The 23287-nt window shown below is 47.9% G+C and carries 19 protein-coding genes; 3 read left to right on the top strand and 16 right to left on the bottom strand.

The window, feature by feature from the left end:
• Positions 1-833 precede the first annotated feature (833 nt).
• Together ACWHX8_RS08380 and ACWHX8_RS08375 are read left to right on the top strand one after the other, a co-directional pair.
• A complete protein-coding gene (locus ACWHX8_RS08380; protein ID WP_447971499.1) occupies positions 834-1034 on the top strand; it encodes a hypothetical protein in 201 nt (66 codons plus the stop codon).
• On the top strand, positions 1035-1286 hold the full coding sequence (locus ACWHX8_RS08375) for a hypothetical protein (protein WP_447971498.1): 252 nt from the start codon (positions 1035-1037) through the stop codon (positions 1284-1286). It abuts the gene before it with no gap.
• A 757-nt stretch (positions 1287-2043) separates the two neighbouring features.
• Here the strand turns inward: ACWHX8_RS08375 and ACWHX8_RS08370 are convergent.
• The 10 genes from ACWHX8_RS08370 to ACWHX8_RS08325 all read right to left on the bottom strand — a co-directional run bounded on the left by ACWHX8_RS08370 (position 2044) and on the right by ACWHX8_RS08325 (position 11096).
• Positions 2044-2835 carry an ABC transporter permease gene (locus tag ACWHX8_RS08370; protein ID WP_447971497.1) on the bottom strand — a complete coding sequence of 264 codons (792 nt, stop codon included), beginning with the start codon at positions 2833-2835 and terminating at the stop codon, positions 2044-2046.
• Positions 2832-3572, bottom strand: a complete 741-nt coding sequence (locus ACWHX8_RS08365; RefSeq protein WP_447971496.1) for an ABC transporter ATP-binding protein — start codon at positions 3570-3572, stop codon at positions 2832-2834. The genes ACWHX8_RS08370 and ACWHX8_RS08365 overlap by 4 nt, the downstream gene beginning before the upstream one ends.
• Positions 3573-3589: 17 nt before the next feature.
• Positions 3590-4297, bottom strand: coding sequence for a cytochrome c3 family protein (locus tag ACWHX8_RS08360; RefSeq protein WP_447971495.1), 708 nt, complete (start codon positions 4295-4297; stop codon positions 3590-3592).
• Positions 4294-4803, bottom strand: a complete 510-nt coding sequence (mobB, locus tag ACWHX8_RS08355) for a molybdopterin-guanine dinucleotide biosynthesis protein B (protein ID WP_447971494.1) — start codon at positions 4801-4803, stop codon at positions 4294-4296. The genes ACWHX8_RS08360 and mobB overlap by 4 nt, the downstream gene beginning before the upstream one ends.
• Before the next feature lie 49 nt (positions 4804-4852).
• Positions 4853-6085, bottom strand: a complete 1233-nt coding sequence (locus tag ACWHX8_RS08350; protein WP_447971493.1) for a molybdopterin molybdotransferase MoeA — start codon at positions 6083-6085, stop codon at positions 4853-4855.
• Positions 6086-6139: 54 nt separating this feature from the next.
• Positions 6140-7108, bottom strand: coding sequence for an Mrp/NBP35 family ATP-binding protein (locus ACWHX8_RS08345; protein ID WP_447971492.1), 969 nt, complete (start codon positions 7106-7108; stop codon positions 6140-6142).
• A 36-nt stretch (positions 7109-7144) separates the two neighbouring features.
• Positions 7145-7630, bottom strand: coding sequence for a MogA/MoaB family molybdenum cofactor biosynthesis protein (locus ACWHX8_RS08340; RefSeq protein ID WP_447971491.1), 486 nt, complete (start codon positions 7628-7630; stop codon positions 7145-7147).
• Between the two features lie 21 nt (positions 7631-7651).
• Positions 7652-8605 carry a twin-arginine translocase subunit TatC gene (tatC, locus tag ACWHX8_RS08335; protein ID WP_447971490.1) on the bottom strand — a complete coding sequence of 318 codons (954 nt, stop codon included), beginning with the start codon at positions 8603-8605 and terminating at the stop codon, positions 7652-7654.
• A gap of 10 nt (positions 8606-8615) precedes the next feature.
• A complete protein-coding gene (locus ACWHX8_RS08330; RefSeq protein ID WP_447971489.1) occupies positions 8616-10022 on the bottom strand; it encodes a Do family serine endopeptidase in 1407 nt (468 codons plus the stop codon).
• Positions 10023-10742: 720 nt separating this feature from the next.
• Complete coding sequence (locus ACWHX8_RS08325; protein WP_447971488.1) at positions 10743-11096, bottom strand: flagellar basal body rod C-terminal domain-containing protein; 354 nt, start codon at positions 11094-11096, stop codon at positions 10743-10745.
• Positions 11097-11356: 260 nt separating this feature from the next.
• Here ACWHX8_RS08325 and ACWHX8_RS08320 point away from each other — a divergent pair, with 260 nt between their 5' ends.
• Positions 11357-12313, top strand: a complete 957-nt coding sequence (locus tag ACWHX8_RS08320) for an MDR/zinc-dependent alcohol dehydrogenase-like family protein (RefSeq protein WP_447971487.1) — start codon at positions 11357-11359, stop codon at positions 12311-12313.
• Between the two features lie 19 nt (positions 12314-12332).
• Here ACWHX8_RS08320 and ACWHX8_RS08315 read toward each other — a convergent pair whose 3' ends face one another.
• The 6 genes from ACWHX8_RS08315 to ACWHX8_RS08290 all read right to left on the bottom strand — a co-directional run bounded on the left by ACWHX8_RS08315 (position 12333) and on the right by ACWHX8_RS08290 (position 23121).
• Positions 12333-13151, bottom strand: a complete 819-nt coding sequence (locus tag ACWHX8_RS08315) for a hypothetical protein (RefSeq protein ID WP_447971486.1) — start codon at positions 13149-13151, stop codon at positions 12333-12335.
• Positions 13152-14336: 1185 nt separating this feature from the next.
• On the bottom strand, positions 14337-14948 hold the full coding sequence (locus tag ACWHX8_RS08310) for a Tll0287-like domain-containing protein (protein WP_447971485.1): 612 nt from the start codon (positions 14946-14948) through the stop codon (positions 14337-14339).
• Positions 14949-15075: 127 nt separating this feature from the next.
• Entirely contained in the window at positions 15076-15987 is a 912-nt protein-coding gene (locus ACWHX8_RS08305) for a carboxypeptidase regulatory-like domain-containing protein (RefSeq protein ID WP_447971484.1), read from the bottom strand.
• A 135-nt stretch (positions 15988-16122) separates the two neighbouring features.
• Positions 16123-21030 carry a hypothetical protein gene (locus tag ACWHX8_RS08300; protein WP_447971483.1) on the bottom strand — a complete coding sequence of 1636 codons (4908 nt, stop codon included), beginning with the start codon at positions 21028-21030 and terminating at the stop codon, positions 16123-16125.
• 490 nt (positions 21031-21520) lie between these two features.
• Positions 21521-22930: a sigma-54 interaction domain-containing protein gene (locus tag ACWHX8_RS08295; RefSeq protein ID WP_447971482.1), complete on the bottom strand. Its 1410-nt coding sequence runs from the start codon at positions 22928-22930 to the stop codon at positions 21521-21523.
• Positions 22931-22950: 20 nt separating this feature from the next.
• Positions 22951-23121, bottom strand: a complete 171-nt coding sequence (locus ACWHX8_RS08290; protein WP_447971481.1) for a hypothetical protein — start codon at positions 23119-23121, stop codon at positions 22951-22953.
• Positions 23122-23287 lie beyond the last annotated feature (166 nt).

The following is a 23287-nucleotide window of genomic DNA, read 5'->3' as shown; positions in this document are numbered from 1 at the left end:
CGTCAGGAAACGTCGTGGAAACATCAAGCGCATGGTTGTCGGGTGAACTCGATTCGCGGTCCCATGCACTCTTGTCTGCCCCGAGGATTTGTCGAGCCCGAGCGGTATCCTGGATGGTTTCGAAAGGGCCAGGCAGCTGGAAGTGTCATTGAGCACCCGAACGTAACCAGCTCCATTTACAGCGAGGAATGTAATGTATACCCCTGATTGCATTGGCACCAACTGGAGGTTGTTGCGAGTACGCCAGTAGTATTTATCACCCTCTCGCTCGATAACAACTTTGTACTCGGACGCTTGGGACTTTGTTATTTCATAAGTCGCTACCGCTTGCTCTGTGACTTCGATCTTCTTGTGCGGATACCCTTCGAAGACCACTTCACCTGCTGAAGCGGAGAAGCTAAATATGAAAGAAACACAGACGACGATTACTTTGAGCATAGTTTTTCCTTTGGGTCTCATCTTACATTAGTACAATTAAATTCCTACTTTTCATGAGATTTTAGCTCTTTTCTCATAATTGCTTGCTGTTAGTTCTGCACCCATTTGGGGAATCCATCTTTGGCAAAAGCTATCGTAAAGATTCGGGAATATTTGTCAAGAATGTATTCTAGTAGCACACATCAGGAACCAAAAGAGGATCTTCCCCTCCAGATTCTGCCAGCAAAAGAGAACTCACCACTTGAGCCTCACAGTTCCGAAAATTTTCTAATATTGGATGTTTTTCCGAGTCTAGTCTTGTCCTTCACGTGGTCGCACGGTAAAATTCCACTGTATCCTAGAAGTCACACCATGCCCTTTCTTAAGGACAACATATTGCTCATGAGGTCATCACCATGGCACGAGTAGAAGAAATCCAATCAGCCATTGACTCTCTACCCCCCAAGGAATACACACGCCTCCGAGAGTGGTTCGCAAATAAGGACTGGGAACAATGGGATCAAGAACTTGAAGCTGATACTACAGGTGGAAGATTAGACTTTCTCAAAAATGAAGCGAAAATAGAAAATGCTCAAGGGCGACTTCAAGACCTCTAAATGCACAAAGCCACCACTCGGTTCTGGAAGTGTTTCGCCACACTTTCAAACGAAATGCAACAGTTAGCGCGGAAGAATTTTGCTTTACTTAAAGACAATCCCCTCCATCCTTCCCTCCACTTTAAGAAAGTTGGAACGTTTTGGTCGGCTCGAGTTGGACTCACACATCGAGCCTTGGCCGTGGAGGATGGTGCAGATTTCATTTGGGTTTGGATTGGCACTCATGACGAGTACGAACGCTTGATTCAGTAGATCTACATCTTCTTATCCTTACCAATACTCTTCCATTTCGCCAAGGGCAATATAGCGAAGCACTTTTTTCGTTGTCCCTCATGCTGCACGTATCCCACTTTCCCCGGCACCCGAGGGTGTCGCATACAACGTTCCTTCTCTTCTAGTGAAAGCTTGGATACGCTGTGTAAGAGCTGAATCACGTTCTGCGGCACGTAAAGCAATGATGCTTATCCAGCGCACGGAAATGCAAATTAAGGAGCAATGCGGCACGTTATCCAAGCCTGCATTCAACTTCGACAGCAACTCAAGAAGATTCATACGAGGTGATTTTGTGGGAAGCCGTCAGGAGCATTCTCTTTTTTGAACTGCATATTGGCGTCGTTATGAGACCGTCTGAGGTCGTCCACGAGCTCAGGCTCGCCTCACCCCCAATCCTTAGCAGTCCATTGGAAATGGGGTTACCTCTTGACTTAACACTTCATTTCACTCTGAGCTTTTGGCTCTTTTCTCATCACTGCCAATTGAACCACCAGCTTGTTCCATCTTTGACAGCACTCATCGTAAAGTTTTCGTCTTATTTGTCAAGGAGAGTGTTGAGGAAAAGAGAAACAACGAGGTGACTAGAAAATTGCTGAGGATTTCAAAGCTTGTGATGGAAGTGACGTGATGAAATTTCCCTCAAATACTACAATGTCTGCTTAGGAGATGAAGGCCAGATCTGACCCTGTCCATACGATCAGATCTGAGTTAGACGCCTACGATCCAAAGATTCTGCCTATTCCCCGACCCGCACCAGCATGCCGCGCTCTTTACAAATATTAAAGGTGTGATAAAACCAGGAAACCATGACGAGGAGGAAAAAGGCATTGAGGCCTGTGGCCCACATGAGATGCGTGGCTGGAAATTCTCCATCTAACAACACCTGACGCATGCCTTCGAACACATGAGATGGTGGAACCATCCAGGCAACATGCTGAAGAATCTTCGGCAACACCTCCATCGGATAAAACACACAGGAGATAGGTTGAAAGAGGAACACCATACCCCAGGCCAGGACTTCGGCTTGTTGGCCGAACCGCATGATAATTGACGTCGTGAGCACGCCAATGATCCACCCTGAAAGGAGTAGATTAAAGATAAACGGAATCAATGCCATACCAATGGCAAAAATATCGTACGAGTATACGAACAAGGCAAAGAGCATCATCAGAGACCCAACGGCTGCCACTTTGAGAATACTCATGACCATCGTCGCAACCAGATACTCACCAACCGTGAGTGGACTGGCAAACAAATTCATGAGATTCCTGGCCCACATTTCTTCAAGGAATGACAGGGCAATGCCTTGCTGCGCACGAAACAGGACATCCCACAAAATCAATGCGCCAAGAAAGAACGTCACAGCGCCATGCAGTTCATTGCCTTGCTTCGCTAAATAGATGGTAATAAATCCCCAGACGACTAAGTCTAAAAATGGCCAATAGAAAATTTCCAACAAACGCGCGACACTTCGTTGATATAAATACAAATGGCGGGACAGCAGTCCGCCAATACGACCCACGTTCATTGCGATGCTCTACCTTCCCTGGCCAGCTTTAAAAACACATCCTCAAGATCTTTTTGTCCAAAGCGCGACACAATATCTTGCGCGGTTCCTTCTGCCACAATTTTTCCCCGTTGCAAAAAGATAATACGGTCGGACATTTCTTCCATTTCCCTCATATTGTGCGAGGTATAGAGAATGCTTAAGTTTTCCGAACGACGGTATTCCTTGAGAAAGGCTTTGATCTTGTGCGTGATGTCAGGATCAAGGCTTGCGGTGGGTTCATCTAACAAGAGTAGTTTGGGTTCCGTCAAGATCGCCTTCGCCAATGTCAGTCTGGACATTTGCCCTGATGACAACTTTCGCGTGAGCTTGTCTTGAATCTCTTGCATATCAAGTTGCTTGATGATGGCGTCGATTTTTTGAGGAATGTCCTTCACCCCATAGAGCCTGGCAATCACCTTGAGATTTTCTTTCACCGTGAGCGAAAACGGCATTGAGATATAGGTTGATGAAAAATTGACGTCCCGCAAAATGGCTTCCCGATGCGAGGCGAGATCCATTCCAAATATACGAATGGAACCGGAAGTTGGCGTAATCAAGCCTAGGAGCATATGAATAGTCGTCGTTTTCCCAGCTCCATTTGGGCCAAGGACTCCTAAAATTTCCCCTGGTTGAATTTCAAATGAAATATTGTCCACCGCGCAAAAATCACCGAACCGCTTCGTCAGATTGCGCACGTCAACAATAGGCTGAGACATGGTCGTTGGATATGAAGTTAAAAAAGAAAATCGCCGATTTTATCTGGCAGATGACAGGTTTCACACTTTTTACTGAGGATTCGTCCCTCATGGGTTGTTTGATTGTCGTGACATCGAACGCAATCGGCCATGGTGGTCTTCCAAAGGTGGGAATCTTTGGGATAATCGGGTTCATGCCGCTGATCATCGAGTTTAACATGACCTCGAGGGATCACCATATCATACCCTTTAATGGGTGTTCCGTGAACTACCCGTGAATGACAGGTCGTACAGCCTTCCCCTTCACCACGTTCTTCGAAGGCTTCCATGTGCTTACGATGACTCATGATCAGACCAACGGCTTTCACCCGTTTGGGTAAATCGCGGGTTGACACTTCCGAGACCCGGAGAATCGCACGATGGCAACTAAGGCAAACGTCAGAGAACACATGTGATTGTAAATTATGTGGCTCGGTCGGCGTTCCAAAGAATGTAATGGCCACATCTTCTAATCCTGCCCACACTTTATCTTCTAAAAATCCTTGAAGACCTGGCCGTACATGACAGGCCACGCAAGTGACATCTTTATGCGTCGACATCATCCATGTATCATACGCCGGCTTGATGGTATGACAGCTCGCACAAAACGTTGGAGCGTTGGTAAGGGGAATGGCCACGGCACTCCCTAGAATAATCACACCCACAAGGGCCGCGATGATGCTAAGGGCTTTGCCGGTAGAAGTCATGTATATGATGAACGATGAGGAAAGTGCTTAATGACGATTTCAGCAAGTTGTTTAATATTATCACGATCAATACACGGCACAGGCGGATTGGCAATGGGTTTCATCGAGACAATCGCGAGTAATCCATCCGGTGACACTGACACTTCATCCAGGGCTTCGCGAACGACGACGACTTTGGGATAGCCCTCGCTTTTCCACCCTTCGGCAATAATGAGATCGATCTCGGAGTTCACGAATCGGTCACGCACCTCTTCAATTTTCATTTCTTCTGGAACATCCGCAAACATGGCCATGCTGCCTTTTGACAGTACAATGACCGTGCTGGCCCCTGCACGTTTATGGCGCCAACTATCTTTCCCTTCGGTATCAAGTTCGAATCCATGACCAGCATGCTTGATCGTTGACACACGATAACCCGCTTGGGTCAATTCAGGAATTAATCGTTCAACTAAGGTCGTCTTCCCGCTATTGGAGCGTCCGACGAAACTCAGGATAGGAGGAGCCATATATCACGACGCTTTCATAAAAAAGTTATCGATCTACAGTGCGTGCCGATTAAAAATTTCGACTCAATAATTGCACGGAAACCGTATCACCTGGATGTAGCTGCTCCACATCTTCCGGGACATCGATCAGACCATTGGCCTTGACCATGGAAGTCAAAAGACCGGAACCTTGTCCTCCGGTAGTCCGCACCGTCAAGACACCATCTTCCTGCTTGAGCACTCCACGTAAAAAATGACGGCGGTCCGTATGTTTTGAAAATGATTCCTGAAAAACGGCTTTGACGACGGGGCGCGTGAATGATCGATGTCCGCTCATCTTCAAAATCGCAAGCCGAACCAGCTGATCAAACGTCACCATCGACGACACGGGATTCCCAGGTAATCCAAAGGCAAGACTGCGTTGAATTTTCCCAAACGCCACCGGTTGCCCTGGACGAATGGCGAGTTTCCAGAAATTCATTTCCCCGCCTAATTCAGCAAACACCGGTTTCGTAAAATCATAGTCACCCATCGACACACCACCGGACAAGACAATGATGTCACACGTAAGACCCTGATAAATTTTCTCTTTCAGTGAGTCAGGATGATCATTGGCGATGCCCAAAAGCACGGGAATACCTCCAGCTTCCTGGACGGCTGCAGCAATCCCATAACTGTTGGAATTCACAATTTTACTTTCATCGAATCGTTCGTCAAGGTCAGCGAGTTCATCACCAGTCGATAAAATGGCTACGCGCGGTCGTTGGTAGACGGAAACGAACGATTTGGCCAGAATCGCGAGCATGCCGATTTCGCCAGGTCGCAATGGCGTCCCCTTAGCAATAATGCATTCCCCTTGCTTCACATCTTCGCCTTGAGGCCGGATATGAACACCTTGCCCGCTTTCCGATTTCATGATACGGACAACATCATCTCCTAACGGTTCCGTAAACTCGACACGGACCACCGTATCGGCACCTGCTGGCATTGGCGCACCAGTCATAATACGGATCGCTTCTCCCCGTCCAACCGTCTTTTGCGGCATATTTCCAGCCGGCACATCTTCGATGATTTTCAGCTCAGGAATTTTGGTGATTGCAAAGTCCTGCTTGATGTCTTCCCAACGAACCGCAAAACCATCCATGGCGGAATTGTTCCATGGTGGGTTGTCACGGGGGGCAATGATGTCTTCCCCTAAGACACGTCCAAGGGACTCCAACAACCCGACCTTTTCACACCCGAGAGGCGCCGCGGAATCCAAGACGGTTTGTTGAGCTTTTTCAAGAAGCGTTAGTCCATTCATACTGTAGTTCTCACGACCGTTCTCCCATGTTCGGTTCATTCATCATCGATACGCTCACTTTTTCTTCACGAACGGGGCTGGGCGCGCCGTTGGCTGAACCAGCGTCCCCTTGCGTTTACAAAAATCATCGACCTGATTCGCAATACCATGAATGGCATCAGCCGTCGGAAGATCGGAATGAAAAAGGGCGTAGGGTTCACCAAGATCACTTTGCGTGACTAAATCAGGATCCAACGGTACACGCCCTAAAAATGGCACGTTCATATCATGGGCTGATGCTTCTCCCCCACCCTTTCGAAAGACTTCAATCTCTTTATGACAATGCGGGCAATCCAGACCGCTCATATTTTCGACGATTCCAATAATCGGAATTTCACTGTCTCTGGCAAACGTGACTGACTTGCGAGCATCCAGCAGTGCCACTTCTTGAGGAGTCGACACGATGACGCATCCGCTCACATCACCAATCAAATCAATGGTCGTCACCGACTCATTGCCGGTTCCCGGCGGCAAATCAATCAACAAGAAGTTGAGATCCTGCCATTCCACCCCACCTAATAATTGATTGATAAATTCATATTTATACGCATCGCGCCAGATAATAGGATCGTCAGAGTTTTGCAGCAAAAAGGACATCGAAGCAATTTTCAAATTGTAGACTTGATGCGGAATGATCCCGCCACCGGAACTGATCTTCAGCTTCTCGCCTTCGGCCCCTACCATTTTGGGAATGTTGGGACCATGGATGTCCATATCACAGACTCCAACTTCATAGCCCTTCAGGGCTAAACTGATTGCCAGATTGGTAGTCATGGTGCTTTTTCCCACACCACCCTTGTTACTCATAACGAGAATCTTATAATCAATGCGTTCCATCCGCTTGGCGACTAACCAACGACTATGTCCTTCTTTATCTTTTTGGCACGTCTCGGTTTCATCGCAGATGGCACAGGCCCACATGTAGGTACACACGTCTCCACTATCCGGCGTTGAAGGTTGAACCATCTTTAACTCTGTTGACATGAAAGGCCTCCACTCTATGAGGAAATGAACAATAATTTATCGCGACATCAAACTCTCCCCCGAGAGTTTCCCTATGGTGTGATCAAGAATCGGCAGAAGCACTGCTAAATTTTCTCGAGCACCGCGCGCGCTTCCTGGAAGATTGACAATGAGCGTCCGACCACGAATCCCGGCTATCCCCCGTGATAACATGGCCGTTCGAATTTTCTTTAAACTTTCAGCCCGCATAGCTTCACCGATACCAGGGATTTCTTTTTCAATCACCTCTTTGGTGGCCTCCGGCGTCCAATCCGTAGGACGAATGCCTGTGCCTCCGACCGTCAACACCATGTCCACCTGTTCGGTATCACACAATGCTTGCAGCGAATCATGTATCACCTCCCGCTGGTCAGGAATGATTCGATAGTGACTCACCTCAAAGTCTTGTTCTTTGAGAAGTCCTTCTAATTCATGACGACCGGCGTCGGCTTGCCGACCTTCAACAATTTTACTACTCACCACTAAAACTGCGACGCGTGCCAAGTAGAGACTCCTTCAAGAAGGTTATCGCGGTCCTGACTCCGGCACATTGACATACTCGTCATCAGCCCCTCCAACACCTCCAGCAGCTTGCGCAGCAGGCTTCATTCGAACAGGTGACATCCCAGTCGATGGCGCTCCCGACGATTCGGGTTCCTCTTGAGGTTTCTTTTTCCCAAATATCCGCGCACTGATAATACCCACTTCGTAAAAGAAGTACATCGGCAAAGCCATGATGCACTGGTTAAATGGATCTGGCGTCGGCGTCAAGATCGCAGCGAATAAGAATGATCCTAAAAACGCCCACTTACGATATTTCTTCAAGAGTGGGGCATCAACCCACCCAAGTTTCGCCATCAAGGTCAAGACTAACGGCACTTCGAAAATCAAGCCGAAGACCATCATAAACCACAGGGTAAATCCGACGTAATTTGCAATAGAAATTTGTGCGATAAAGCCTGCGTTTAATCCATAGGAAATAAGGAAATGCAACGCAAAGGGCAAGACAATAAAAAACGCGAAGGCGAGGCCTAAATAAAATGCCACCCAACTAATGGCAATAAATGGCCCCGTGAACCGGCGTTCCTGCACATGAAGCCCTGGGACAACAAACTGCCACGTTTCCCAGAGAATTTGTGGGGTGGCCAACACCAGCGCAAATAAGGCCGCCACCTTGATGTTTTGAAAAAGTGCTTCCGCAGGCGAAAGAAACACAAAGGGAACCTTGGGAAGATCCGAGGGAATCCACTCCAATGATCCAGGAATAAAATAGTTTTGCAGCGGTACGCGAATCCAATTGACCAAGGTGTCGGCATAGAAAAATGTCACAATAAAAATGCCGGCCATAACAATCACGGTACGAGTCAAACGCCACTGCAGTTCATGGAGGTGCTCCATGATCGGCATTTTCTTATCTTCGAGTGGCTTGAAGACCTTTTCTTCAAGCCACTCAAACATTTGCGATCGCTTCTTTTCCATATTCCGGAAACTACTTTGGGTTTACGGCGACGAATAAATTATTGCCACGCCGGTTTAACAATAGAACCACCAGCTCTTCTTTAGCAATTTTTGAAACAATCTGCTGATAATCATCGATGGTCGTGATCGTTTCACGACTCACCTCTTGGATAAGATCACCTTCCTGAATGCCAGCGGCTTCGGCTTCACTCCCCGGTGCCACTTTACTCACCAGGATACCTGTCACTTCTTCAGGGATTTTTAACTCATTTCGTTTCGCTGCCGTTAAGGCTTGAACCGAAATTCCTGCCAGCACATTATCTGGCGGGGCAACAGACGATGGCATGTCCGCCGGTCCGCCTGAAGCCAGCATTTGATCGGAAGGCCGTTCACCCAACTCAATACTCAATGTTGTTTCTTTTCCGTCACGTAAGACGATAATCTCTTTTTTCTTACCAACTTTCGTCCGTGCAACCACATTGCGCAAATGATTCACGTCACGAATGACTTTTCCACCATATTTCAAAATCACGTCTCCACGCTTCAGACCAGCTTTGGCAGAGGGGCCATTTTCATGGACTTCGCTAATTAAGACGCCACCCTGTTGATCTTCTGGTAATTGAAACGATTGGGCTAAGGAAGGCGTCATTTCTTGAATGGCTACCCCCATCCATCCTCGGACCACTTTCCCTGACTCAATGAGGCTCTGCGCAATATCCTGAGCAATACTGACGGCGATGGCAAACCCAACGCCTTCAGAGCCGCCAGTTCGAGAAAAAATGGCGGTATTTATGCCAATAAGCTCGCCTTTCATGTTGACCAATGCTCCACCAGAGTTTCCTGGATTAATCGCCGCATCGGTTTGAATGAAATCTTCGTATTCCGTAATTCCTACACTCCCACGGCCTAAGGCACTGATGATTCCAAAAGAAACCGAAGACTTCAGCCCAAAGGGACTCCCTAACGCTAATACCACATCACCCACCCTGAGGTTATCGTAGGTACCCCACGGCATCGCGGTTAAGTCGGCCACGTCCGCTTTAATTTTGATCACAGCTAAATCCGTTTTCGGATCGGTTCCAACCGTCGTGGCAGGAAACTCACGTCCATCATGCAACGTCACGGTAATCTTTGTGGCATCTTCCACCACATGATTATTCGTAATAATAAATCCTGTCGTATCAATTATGACCCCAGATCCCGCACTCATACCTGGAGGGCCCTGTGGGCCAGGAGGTCCAGGTTGCGGTCGTCCCCCACCTGGAGGTCCACCAGGAGGCCCACCAAACGGCCCAGGAGGTAACGATCGCTCAGGCCCTCCACCACCGTTTGTGACCGATACATTGACGACTGAAGGACCGATTTTCTCCACAATTTCGGCGAACCCTTCAATAAATGCGCCGGGAACCACAGCGTAAGCCATAGAGGGAAGAGACACACAAAGAATACACCACAAGGTAATCATTCCCATATGTTTTGCCGCCCGAGCACGGGAACTAGCCAATAAGGGCGCAAAAACGTTCGAAAGGCGGCACCTCGTGAGTCTTTTCATAGTGAAATTCTCCCCTGTCGCTAAATGGTGACTGGTAATTAATTTTCTGAAGATCGTGCCGACACACTCAGACGTCCGGCGATTATCACATCGGTCCACACTCAAGACTATCCATGTGAAAACACTAGATTCTACACTAATTGTTTCATGACGTTCAAAGTTTTCCCTCGATTATTCAAAGAGATATTTACTTACCTAAAAATACTTAAGAACCACGCCAAAAACCAGACAAGAGAAATTCTTCTATGCAAGCTGGTAAACCCCTGTCTAGGAGAGGTGATTCTGTGAGAAAAACGGTTAAGAATGCGTCTGCCTGCGCCCGATCACATAGCGAGACTAGAGTTGATGACTGCACGAGCAAGGCCACATGTCCAGTGCATCATGATGTTTTAGCGAAAAGCGGAGAATTGCATGAACGAAGAATATCGCATGGGCAATGAAGGAATTGGGGATATCGACAAAGACGAGACGGGAATAAAGGTAAAGACGGACCGAGATATGACTAGAGGGATTTTGTCAAATTGGAACAGACACTTTTCATGAGTCGGTAGACAAGAAAAATAATCACAATGACACGCAGGGCTTCCGTTCTGTCACATCTTGGTTCTATTCAAGAATGTCTAAAAGACTTCCCAAGGTTTGCTCTTGCGTGGCAATGGCGCTGAGATTGGCTTCAAACGACTGCCGGCTTATCAGCACATTAACCAATTCTTCTGCAAGATCCACATTGGAAAGTTCTTGCTCAATCAGCCCCTCCTCAGATTCTCGGAGCGCAAGCGGTCCAGGGGTATCCACCTGATCAAGTGTCACAATAACGCCGCCTGAGGAAGCCTCTTCAGCAATCACCCGCGATTTTTTAAATTCTGCGGTATTCGCATTGGCGATATTATTCGCCGCAGCATTCAGTTTGGCTTGCGAGGCCGCAAGGCCTGAAAGCGAATAGGTGAGGCCGACTGACATCAGTGTGGAGTCCCTCTCGTGACTAGAGAACTATTCATGTCATGCGGGTGCAACCGTTCCGCACCGCGCCCAATCACATACCCATCGCCGCTTTCTTGAAATACTTGAGACCTGACCTACGTGGAACAACAAAGATCCATACTGTATTGTCAGGCAGCAGAAGCCTCATTCGATACGGTTCAATTGTAGACATTGCCGTTTCCAATCGTTACTGTCAGTTGTACCTGAAGTGTCGTTGGGTTTTTCGAGTGTACAATCCCATGCAAGCCTTAGTTTTTGAAGATCGTTTACGTCTAGACACAGAAGTCGCCATACCTGAACCCTGTTCTGGTGAAGCGCTCATTCGTGTCCACCAAGCCGGCATTTGTAGTACGGACCTTGAACTCTGCAAAGGCTATATGGGCTATGCCGGAATCATTGGCCATGAGTTTGTGGGGTTTGTGGAACACGCCGCGGACCGAGCCGATCTACAAGGCCAACGCGTCGCAGGAGAAATCAATGCCGCCTGTCATGCCTGCGAAACCTGTCATGCCGGACACCCAACCCATTGCCCGCATCGCACCGTCTTAGGCATTAGCGCACGTGATGGAAGCTTCGCAGAATTTCTCCGCTTACCCTATGAAAACCTTTTCCCCCTACCCGACCAATTAACCGACGATCAAGCCGTCTTTATTGAGCCTCTAGCCGCAGCCTGTGAAATTACCCAACAGGTTGAAATTCGCCCGAATGATCGAGTGATCGTCATTGGTGACGGCAAGCTCGGATTGCTGTGCGTGCAGGTATTGCGTTTAACGGGTTGTTCGGTGACTCTGCTGGGACATCATGCAGAAAGAAATGAGTGGCTCAGTCATACCGGAATTCACGTCGAGTCTCAGCCACACGAAGTGACGGCTGGAGCTGACATCGTAGTCGAGGCAACGGGTACTCCCGAGGGATTTGCCCTCGCGAGTGCCCTGATTCGCCCCAGAGGAACCATTGTTCTAAAGTCGACCTATCATGGAAATCTCACGTGTGACATGGCGAAAATTGTTATCGATGAAATCTCCGTGATCGGCTCTCGGTGTGGGCCATTTGCGCCCGCTATTCGCCTGCTCACACAGGGACTTATTCAAATTGCTCCCATGATTCATGATCACTACTCCCTACAGGATGGACTCGCCGCTATGGAACGCGCAGGTTCCAAAGGCACACTCAAAGTCATGCTCTGTATGGAGTAAATGGAACGTGCCGTGACGATTAGAAGGCAATGCCGACATAGCCGCCAACTGTTCCAAAATTATTCGTCGTATTGGTTTCGCCCGCTGCCAGATGAAACCGCCCATCAACTCCAATGTGGAACGCTCGCCACACACGATACTGCGCTCCAACAGCAAACTGTGCCCCAATATCTAATACCGTGACATCGCCTGACGGTGGACTAATCACATGAAAGTCTAACCCGATTGGGATAATCCAGGGTCGAAACCGGCTGTCTTCCATAAACATGACTTTGGGAGAGACGGACACCGTCAGTTGCGAGAGCTCGATTTTCGTCGGTGATATTCCTGTTCCCGCCAAAACGTTTGTTGCACTCCTGACGCGCTTGGAATGCCATCGTTTATATTCGACGCCAATTTCTCCTAAGACCCATGTTTTAGACATCATCCCAAAAACATTTTTTGACAAAACGAGGTCGAGTCCCGCACCAAGATAATAGCCCTTGTTACCATCGTTACGTCCCGTTGAGCCTGCAACATCGGTAAACACTTCGCTACCGCGGTCGCTCGTGGCCCAGGACCTACCACCTCGAAAGAACACCATGTTCCCGGAATCGTCATTTCCCCCAGGTGACTGACGGCTCTCCAGCTTCTCCAAACGCTGATCTACGGTTGAGACATCCAACGTTCTGCTCTGGTCCGTTTGCTTCCGTAATTCCTCCAACTGCCGCTCGAGACGCTGCAAACGATCATCGACAGTTTGACCTTCAGCAAAACTGATCATTGGATATGCCAAAAATCCGCAAACCAATATAAGGCCAAGACATTTTGACAACCGACACTTCTCCATCTTTCTCATGCAACCTCCTTTTGTGTCCCCCGATGCCTGGCTCTAGGCAACTCGCGTTCATTCCATGAATAAAAAAAGGGGGACTCATGGGATAACAACGATATCGAGACAATTATGGTGTTATTACCAATTTTCCTTCCTTGCTTCAGCATGAACCTGAACGTTTCATATTCCGGGTACTTCTCGGTCCTTTTTTTACATTCCTTTACATTTCCTGTAGTGAGACCAGGAATGTAGCAACAAAATAAGTAGTTATTTGTATAGAATATGTCTATTTTGACAAGGAGACTTATCTGGAGATAACGAGGAAGCCTGTACTCGGCTCTCTGGATGTGAGGATGAGTGGATTAAGAAATATTCAGAAACTGAGAGGAGAACGATTTGAAGAAGACCACGCCTGGGTGACAAGGAACTCACGACGACATTGAGGGAAGACGCACGCATTCCTGTGCAAATACAAAAACACGAAGAGGAGAAGGAAAGGGGTTAACACGAACTGTGAGTGAGATGATTTAGAGGAAGAACGCTCGATAACCTCGCCTGAACATCTAACAGAAATCCAGAGATCTGCCTTGTACGAAAGGTATGAATGGAGCCATGACGCTGAACACATCTCAACGTGTTAGGTGTCAGCGAAGAGACCTGAGAATCCACATCCTCAGACCTCCTCACATCTCTCTATAACCGTTTCAGTTATGCCGAATCCGTTACACGTCAACCAACTGAATGCTGATTGCCCCTTCGTTCGTGAACCGTCAATCACCTGTAGGTCATCCAGTCGGACAGAACCTTCCTCATGTTTACCTTGTACCGCGCTGAGCTATAGCCGATTCCATGAACTTCGATGCTTTGAAGTCCTTATAGCCGTTCCAATTTACTTCCGTCTGTACGACGTGTGTTTTTGCGCTGTGTACATGATGTACATTCGGCTGGAAGTTATGTGGTTTCGCTATAATTCCGCAGGGAAAGTCAGCGCGGCTCAACTAGACTTGGACACCTATAATCCAGAGGGCAGTTGGATTATTGAGTGATGATGGCACATGTATGTGAGGACCACGAGGTCTTGCATGTATCGTGGTCAAGCATACTGATATGAGGATTCGCTATAGTCCCCGCTTTCCCTCGATCCACAAAGACTCAACGACACAACCGACGAAACCGTCATGTTCACTCAAAACCTTTATGACCGCACCTTTAGGGTACGTCTAGCTTCTCCGACTCAAGAGGAAACGAAATAATAATACCGCCCATCACCTCACCAAACTTGTGATCGCGTTTTGGACTGAGGATGTGTGCGTTATGACAATTCGCACAGGCTTTCGAAACGGCTTTATCAGCATAAATGGCTTTAAAATACTTCTTCTCGCCTCGTGTAATCACCCCCGTGTATGGTTGACTCGGATCCTTCACCACAGCTTCGAGCCCCGTTGTTTCAAATTTTGTTGTCGGGCCGTTTTTCTCGTAAATCGGCCATAGGCTTGCAAGCCGAAACTGCAAGCCAAACCCTTGTTCCTTGACCTCAATCCCTGACAACAAAAGCATTTGCGCCGGCAGTGGGAGCGTATTCCGCTTCTTCCAACCTTCCGAGGCCATCACCGTTCCCGTATCTTGCATACGGGAAACCACATGTGTGGCATACAAGGTTCTATCGGCTTGGATCACCGCATGAAGATAATCAGCAACCAACCTGGGGGGAACACCTGCAGATACCCCGCTATCTTGTGCATGCGACTGTGGAACAGCACTCACGAAGACTAACGGGAGAAGAAAAACAATCATACGACGTATGAATTGATAGTGGGTCATGGCCTACACTCCTTTCATCGAGACAGTACGTTCACAGTGAAAGATGTTGCCAACAATACTTGCCACACTCATCAGCCGAATATGTCACCCTGCTCCACGCAGGTCAGTGTCGTTCCTTTCTGATTGTTCACTGTTGCAATTCAACGGAAGGCACAATTTTAGAGTCACCTAATAATTCCATCCCGAACCGTGTATTCTCATGTGCCTCATTGGCATATAAACGCCCTGTCGGAGCCTTGAAATCTACGGAGATCTCTGTGGTGTCATCGGACTTGATGGTCACGGACATTTCTTTCTGGACCACCGGATGCCAGAGGACAACGTTATATGTGCCGGGTGGAATATTGTCGATACGAAACTTTCCAGCTTGATCGCTGACGGCAAAATACGGAGAATCCATGGACACGCCCCAACTTTCCATATACGGATGGAAACCGCATTGCATGGCAAAAATATTTCGGCCTCGCTTCATTTTAATCTTCGGACTGACCGTACGCCCAGCACGATTCTTCACTTTTTTCCCAGCCATCAAATCTTGTTTCTTTAATTTTGGACTTACCGGCAGCGGAAGATTGAACAGCACACGAGCTCCCATTTTTGACGTTTCGTATGCTTGAATATCATGCATCACAGGATCCATATTCACAACCTTCACTTTCTGCCGATCACGAACGACGGTAATGTATGGAGCAAACTTGCAATCAATGGCTTCAATGTGAGGAGGCGTGTAATCAAACTTTTTCCCTTTTTTGATTCCTTCTAGGTAAATCACCACATTTTCAAATTTCCCTTCCTCCCCTATCTGAAATGGCTGAAGCAATCGCCACCCCTTTCCATTCGATATCCGACCGCAATAGGCAGGATCTGGAAAACTCACAAGATTATACCCTTTAGGATTTGGGAGTTCTCCCTGCAATGTAATAACGCCAGACAGCGCTCCCCCATCTTCAATTTGAATTTCCTCATACTTTGCCGACGCGAACTGGGTCCATAATCCTAGACTTACAATGAATACGAAACTCAACACCACCGATCTCATTACGCCCTCCTTCCTGACAGGATCCCTAAATCATTCCTCAATATCCATGGAAGCATACTACCAGAATTGTCGTCAAAAAAACGGGGAGCCGTCATGGCTCCCCGCCTCTAAGATCGGAATTATAGTAAATTCAGATCATTTGAACGATGCTGGAGTTGGGATACGCGACTCAGGATTATTAACCTCAGCCACTTTTTTCGCAGAAACCTCCGCATTCAGTGGAAGAACACCTTGATCATTAGCAGGAAGTACTCGCAAGTATCCCCATTGACCTGATTGCGAGTACGGTAACCGCCCATTACTCCATACATAATCGCCTGGCATCTCCCAATTGCCCCCAGCCGATGGTAAGTACACATCCAAGCCTTCTGAACCAGAAAACTCAACAGTACTAATCATGTCAGCCCCTGGGAGAAAGGGTTCAATCGGCCATTCATGTTTTTCAACGGTAAACATGCCGTTCTGTTCACTACTCGCAGCAAATACGTGGATACGAACTTTATCTCCTGCGTGAGCGAGAATCAGGGGCGTTGCAGGATCTTGTGGATCATCGACTTCGCATGGTTGAAACATTTTGCCTAATGTACAGCCAGCCTCTTCCCGGTACAAATAGGGTTCGGCTCGGTAGTTAACGCCGGTTAATCCAGCCACGTTCTGAACATACGGCATGAAACTCGTGCCGATAATATTATCTTCGTCTTGAAAATAGAGCGCCACATCACGATAATTCTCTCGGCGTTCATTCCCTTGGATGGTTCGATCCACAATGACATCCGCATTCCAACTATTCTTGAGAGAAATATCTTCGCCGGTTTTTGGGTCACGGTACGTGGAGCCCTGCGGTCCAATAATGATACCGCCAAATAACCCATTGCGAGGATTCATCGACACATTTCCCCAGTCCCATACCAACGTCTGTCCTTCTCCATTAAACGGATCGGCATAGTAGGTATAGACTCGAGACTGTCCAGGAGCCACGGTTTGATCCCCTGGATTATTTCCAAGATTCACCCCTTGTGAATCTTTGGGGTCAAAGGCTAAGCCGAACGCCGAGAATGACGCCTTGCCTTTTTTCAATTTATTCGTCAGCTTTACGGTGATGCAATCACCGACGTTTGCTCGTAAGGTCAACGGCATCGGTTGAGCATCTCCAGATACCTTTTGCACTTCATCTTCAAGGACGTAGATCTTGGCTTCGGGATTTCGCAACTCAATCTTTCGTTCAAAATCCACTTCAATGGATTCCTCCACATTGGGATTGAAACTCATCCCCGGGTGGTCAATCGCCACGACATTAAAGTTTTTCACTGGGGCATCTTTGGGACAAACCGGAAGCCGCTTTGGCATTCCTTCAGCGCCATACGCCTTATTGGGCAATGGTTGGAGGTCCGCCACAGGTTCATCCAACACTCGCATGATCCCCCAGGCACCTTCCGAAAACTTCGAACTTCGACCGTTAAAGAACATGTAATCGCCTGCCTGATGCCGAGGTCCCCCCGCTTCGGCGAGCACGAGGTCATACCGTTCTGCAATCCCGATATGCAAGGAATTCTTGCGATTGGCCTCCTGAGCATATCGCTCAGACCAGAACGTATGTCCCGACACGGTAAAGACATTACTTTCATTCATGGTTACATCTAACAAACGGAAGACGACGGCATCGCCTAAATATGCGCGAACCATCGCCGTACTTGGATCACCGTGGACCACACTGCTAAAAATCTTTGATGAATCCGGATTGTTCGCCAATCGTTGGGCAAATGGTTCAGCCCGGAAATTCAACGCCCCACCGGTGGTATGAGTCCCACCATTTAAAAATGGCATCGGGGTCATTTTAATTTTGTCATTTGGAGGCATAATAAATGAGACAGTCCGACCGGCCTCCAATGCCACATCAACCGGTTGACCGGGGGGATTCCCAGCCGTCACGATATTCACCGTATGTGGAACCGTGTCCATAATATGCACCATGAGTTCACGAAAACTTCCGGCCACATCATGCCCTACACGTTCCGTCGCATGAATATCCGCCACTGGACCTGTCCTGATTGGCTCCCCAGTTTTGGGGTCATGCCAGGTCGAACCAAAGGGTTCAGCAATCATGGTCCCCACGGCCCCATGCGGCCACGTTGTTCCCCCGAAGGCATGGTCATGCCAAAACACACTTCCGACATCGGCATCCACCCAGAACCGTTGACGCACATATTCAACCGTCACGATATCGCCCACCGGATGACTATGTTGCAATGCCCGGGCGAAGGTTAAGGTGTCGCCAGTAATGTTGGTAATGCGCTTCACCTCCTGACCTTTGACGTTATCAGCTCCAACAAGAATCGGAATACCAACATGATATTGTTTCGCATTCGTCACATGGAGCGTCTTATCTCCTTTCTTCGAGACTTTTGTGACTTTCGCATTCATCGGAATTGGCAACCCTTTTTTCGAAGGTTTTTCGAATTGGGTAAAGGGCCGCATGGACTGCTCATAGGAAAATCCAGAAATCACGCCATCAGAGGCCTGATTGTCAAACTGGAAGAAATGGAAGTGCGTATTAATTTTGGACGACTGAAAATTTGTAATGTCATCGTCCAACCATTCACTCGTTAATGTCCAATCAATACAGTCATAGACATTCGCGCGCACAACCAATGGGAATTTCTTATCGTTATTGGCTCGAACGTCAGCTTCTTCTTCGTGGACCACATATAAGAGCCCATTTGGATCGACAATCGCTGGCTCCTTCCCCTGTGCCGCCGATAACTCAATCGGCAGTTTAATAAAATGCACATTGTAATCTTGAGAGCCTGCTCGATCGGGACACAAACTCCAATTCCCGTTTTCTCCGGCTTTGGCCGGACCAACTGACCGTGTACCATCGTCGTTGAGCCGAATCATTTCCAACCAAGGGGCTGGATTATGATCATTTGAAAATGGAGCGCGTTTCCCAAAGTGCGGCGTCAACCATGGCCACGCCACTTTCCCTGTCATTGGCTCAAACCAAATGGTTCGCCGCTCTCCCGGCGTATATCCCTGCCACTCAGGATGATATTTCGGGTTCTCACTCAACGTCGGCTCTTTCTCACTCATGGCCTTGCTGCCGTCCCACACCCAATCCAACACCGTGGCATCATAGGCCTTCAGTTGACCAAGCTCATCATCTTTATGCCCTGGTCTGCCTTGATTACTCAGCTGCATTTCAACCCAGTCCTTAATATTGACCACTGCAGGTTTGGCTTTCCAGTCACTCTTTCCTGATCCGACGATTTTAAATGTTGAACCAAACCAGTTCACCGTTTTGCCCACCAATTGATCTGACGGCACAGGCTTGTGAATCCGATCAAGACGATCTGGTAATTCGCGTAGGGGCGGCATCACATCATTTTGGAAACCTGGAACCTGCAGGGTGTTATACACTCTCCAGTACCCCCACATGCCAGCGACATAATGATGCGCGACATGGCAGTGAAATAAAAAGTCTCCCGCCAACCATTGACACAAGCCTGAACCACATTCGGTTTCCAAATCCAAGGCTTCCGAAGGCCCAATAACTTCAACATCGACTCGGTCTGACTTGGTTCGAACGATCGGATATTTCACTGGACCGTTCTGTCCTGTGCTCCACACCGGCATTTGCGTCGCACGTGGGCTGCGTTGCCAACGAATGGAACCACCATGGGGATGATGGGAATGAAACACTTCTGATCCCCCGTGCACGATACGGAACTTCGCTGGATCACCCAGGTAACTCCGGGGAATCGTCGGTGCCGCATCTCCAAAGGTGTACGAGCTGTAGGCCATGGACTCATCTTCGAAACCAAAATGTTCATGCTGTACATGCATGTTGTTAATGCCGAACGGCTCGCTACGATAGTTCAACGCCCGTGCCCCCGGACGATAGGCATCGGTTAGCGGATCACGTTGAGGCAGAAAATCACCATGCTTATTCACTGGCCGAAACGCCTCGTCTCCCACTTCGTGATAAATCAGCACGAACTCTCGAAAACTGGGACCAGTTCCATTTTCAATCATGACTTGCCACCCACTCCTCGCTTTCGTGGCCGGACCTGTCCCGACTGGCTCCCAATATTTCGATCCTCGCGGTTCCACGACAAAAACCCCAAACAATCCCATGACGGTTAACTCACGATCGTTACTAAACGTATGGAATTGCTTTCCGCCTTCTTGAGTATCTGGATGGATATACCATTCCATGTCAATCGATTCACCTTCTGCACCTTCTTCTGCATCCTCATCAGCACCAGAAGCAACGGAATCGAGATTTGTCGTAGTGGCCGGTTGCCCCGTTTTACTCATCACCATATCTGAGCCATTGATGTGAAGACTGACGTCCTCTCCAAATTCTAGTTTGTTTCGCAGGGTAATCTTGACGCAGTCCCCCTGATTACCACGAATCACCAGTGGCTGAATCCATTGATCCTGAATGCCATTGTTGACCGCACCAGGGTTACTGTGCCCTTCGGATTCTCGTGCCTCTGCATTCTTGGCTTCTTCTTCTCGTATTTTCTCAATGTCTTCCGTGAGGGCATACATGTACCCAGGATAATAATCCAGCCATTGATTCAACGAGATCTCTACATTGATCGCTGAGATGTCATATTTTTTCACTGGTGCCGTCGTCGGACATCGCCCCCCTTTATTAGAGACGGGCTCTTGCCCCGTCGTGGAGGCGAGAAGACCATTGGCTGGTCCAGCACCATATTGATGCATCATCGACATGGAATTATACGCACCAGTATTTTCTTTCTCGTGACCCATTTCCTTCTGCATCTGTTCCATGAGTCGTTGATGCTGAAGCTCCACTAACGCCGCACGCTCAGCTCGACCTTCCACAGAATTTTCGACAATCGTCTGTCCCTTTAATCGCTCGGCCCATCCTTTTCGATCCTGGCTCATCGTCACGGAATGGATGCTCGCAGATGGATCTTCAGCCACTCCCATCGACGGAGAACCCAAGAGAAGAAATCCTCCTAACGCTCCGAGCCACCACCTTGCACGTAATGCCTGACTAGTACGCGTAAACATTCAACGGCCTCCTTATTAAGATAAATACATTCCGACAAATATTCATGTGTGACACACAACCGACATGTGCTTGCCTCTCTTTAGCGTCTCTCGTACGCCTTGTAGGCTCATCCAAAATTCTTGTTGTATTGAATGAAAGTTGCGTCGGTGAAGGGGTTCTGAAAAGAACAGTTGGGCACTCCGGAGGCCGGTCCATCACACCCAGATCCTTCACCGACACTAGCCCTACAGAGCAACCTTAATGCCACTATTTACTAAGAGCAGCAATCCACCTATAGGACGCACTAAAGACAGGACATGTAGCTGCTAATCCTTACTACATTTTCGTTTTTTTGCTTTGTATAAAAATCCATGAATTTACACCACTTCAAGAAAAGATAATAAAATGACAAGGAAAAACAATAGCTTAAGGTGTCTAGAAAATTAGGCGCAGAATGCAGTGTTTTGTGGAAAAATGGGGCAGAAGGGCGGAAGGAAATAGAACTGATTATTACTGAATGTCGTAGGCTTTGAGTTTATTGTAAAGACTCGCTCGGCTTATATGAAGCTTTCGGGCAGCGTGAGTTTTATCTCCTTGAGTCTCTTGCAGTGCTTTGAGGATTTCATGCTTTTCGACCACCTGGCGAGCCGCCTTACTGATAGAAGGAAGATCTGAAGATTCATCAACATATGACGGTGCGCCAACAATATCCCGAATAGTCAGTTCGGAATCGTGCGTGATCACAACGGCGCGTTCGATCACATTCTCTAATTCCCGCACATTACCAGGCCAATCACGGCTGACGAGTGCTTTCATTGTCCTGGATGGAATCGATAGCTGAGCTTTCCTATTATTTTCGCAAGATTGCACAAAGAAATGATTCACAAGAAGAGGAATATCCTCTCGACGGTCTCGAAGAGCAGGAACTGACAACGGAAGCACCGCAAGCCGATAATAGAGATCCAAACGAAATGTGTGTTCTTTGACAAGATACATCAGGTCCTTGTTGCTTGCTGAAATAACTCGAACATTGACTTTGATGCTACGATTGCTTCCAACTGGTCTGATTTCTCCCTCTTGTAACACGCGAAGAAGTTTCGCTTGAAATGTTGGAGTGGTATCGGCAATTTCATCTAAAAAAATGGTGCCGCCTTCAGCTTCTTCAAATAACCCTTTTCGATCTCCAACAGCTCCGGTAAATGCACCTTTGACATGGCCAAACAGTTCGCTTTCCAATAATGTTTCTGGCAACGAACTACATTCTACGACAACAAATGGATGATCGCGACGAGGACTGAGCGTATGGATTGTCTTGGCGACTAACTCTTTTCCAGTACCACTTTCACCTTGAATTAATACGGTAGATTCGGATTGCGCAACTAATCTCACCATTTCAAGGAGTTGCTGCATCGGAGTGCTCTGTCCAATCAAGGTAGTACGTGACTTACTTTCTTTTGGTAAGGAGGGATCATCACCAAACAATGGAGAACCAGGCTTTCCTCTCCTCACCATCGTGTCTTCTGGGACATGGCCCATCATGACAACACAGGCAATATCTCCTTCAGTACATGTGACAGGAAACGATGTGGGGAATGGGCATGAAGGGTCATCATGGTGGACAACTGACGTTCCTTTTTGCATCTGAGGATGTATTGGCGCTTGCGAAACAATATTCTCTGCTGGACAAATCGCACAGCGTTCTTGCGTAGCCACATCAGAATCTGCACATTGACTCGCGGAGTCACCTAAGAGAGGACAGTTTGCTGCAACGGAGACTACCGATGAATTTGAATAGACTAATTTCAAAGTCGGATCAAAGATCGCGACTGGCTCCGAAAGATGATCGGCAAGAAGTACAAGTGCTTGAAGTCTGGAACATAAATTAGGATCCGTATCTGTCTCTGGTAACGATCCGGCCATGTGTACATTTCCTTTCATGTTCATTGAATGTTCCAATACACCGTGTGTTGACAGGTCTGAGACGTGACCATTGGGCACAGTTGTTGAAGCGCAGCTTTGAGGTCGTTCACTCGAACAGGTTTCTCAAGATAGACAGAGACGGCCACAATTTTTTGCGTATTAAGTTGACAAATCACATCATGTCCATCCATAGACTCGATAACCTGTCACCCGTTTTCACTTAATACATCCACGAACAAGCTTCTCATTGCTGAATCGTCATCAACAACGAGTATCGTACAGGCACCCGATTCTCTCAATTTCGTCTCCAATTTACAATTTCCATCTTCAGTAGATATGTGACGAAATGTTCCATGC

This window comes from Nitrospira sp. M1, from assembly GCF_965152605.1.
The sequence above is the reverse complement of the archived record's forward strand: the minus strand, read 5'-3'. Positions and strand labels throughout refer to the sequence as shown.

Coding starts and splice junctions, on each gene's coding strand:
- ACWHX8_RS08380 (WP_447971499.1), top strand. CDS start 834: ATGGCACGAGTAGAAGAAATCCAATCAGCCATTGACTCTCTACCCCCC.
- ACWHX8_RS08375 (WP_447971498.1), top strand. CDS start 1,035: ATGCACAAAGCCACCACTCGGTTCTGGAAGTGTTTCGCCACACTTTCA.
- ACWHX8_RS08370 (WP_447971497.1), bottom strand. CDS start 2,835: ATGAACGTGGGTCGTATTGGCGGACTGCTGTCCCGCCATTTGTATTTA.
- ACWHX8_RS08365 (WP_447971496.1), bottom strand. CDS start 3,572: ATGTCTCAGCCTATTGTTGACGTGCGCAATCTGACGAAGCGGTTCGGT.
- ACWHX8_RS08360 (WP_447971495.1), bottom strand. CDS start 4,297: ATGACTTCTACCGGCAAAGCCCTTAGCATCATCGCGGCCCTTGTGGGT.
- mobB (WP_447971494.1), bottom strand. CDS start 4,803: ATGGCTCCTCCTATCCTGAGTTTCGTCGGACGCTCCAATAGCGGGAAG.
- ACWHX8_RS08350 (WP_447971493.1), bottom strand. CDS start 6,085: ATGAATGGACTAACGCTTCTTGAAAAAGCTCAACAAACCGTCTTGGAT.
- ACWHX8_RS08345 (WP_447971492.1), bottom strand. CDS start 7,108: ATGTCAACAGAGTTAAAGATGGTTCAACCTTCAACGCCGGATAGTGGA.
- tatC (WP_447971490.1), bottom strand. CDS start 8,605: ATGGAAAAGAAGCGATCGCAAATGTTTGAGTGGCTTGAAGAAAAGGTC.
- ACWHX8_RS08325 (WP_447971488.1), bottom strand. CDS start 11,096: ATGTCAGTCGGCCTCACCTATTCGCTTTCAGGCCTTGCGGCCTCGCAA.
- ACWHX8_RS08320 (WP_447971487.1), top strand. CDS start 11,357: ATGCAAGCCTTAGTTTTTGAAGATCGTTTACGTCTAGACACAGAAGTC.
- ACWHX8_RS08315 (WP_447971486.1), bottom strand. CDS start 13,151: ATGAGAAAGATGGAGAAGTGTCGGTTGTCAAAATGTCTTGGCCTTATA.
- ACWHX8_RS08310 (WP_447971485.1), bottom strand. CDS start 14,948: ATGACCCACTATCAATTCATACGTCGTATGATTGTTTTTCTTCTCCCG.
- ACWHX8_RS08305 (WP_447971484.1), bottom strand. CDS start 15,987: ATGAGATCGGTGGTGTTGAGTTTCGTATTCATTGTAAGTCTAGGATTA.
- ACWHX8_RS08300 (WP_447971483.1), bottom strand. CDS start 21,030: ATGTTTACGCGTACTAGTCAGGCATTACGTGCAAGGTGGTGGCTCGGA.
- ACWHX8_RS08295 (WP_447971482.1), bottom strand. CDS start 22,930: ATGGCCGGATCGTTACCAGAGACAGATACGGATCCTAATTTATGTTCC.
- ACWHX8_RS08290 (WP_447971481.1), bottom strand. CDS start 23,121: ATGGATGGACATGATGTGATTTGTCAACTTAATACGCAAAAAATTGTG.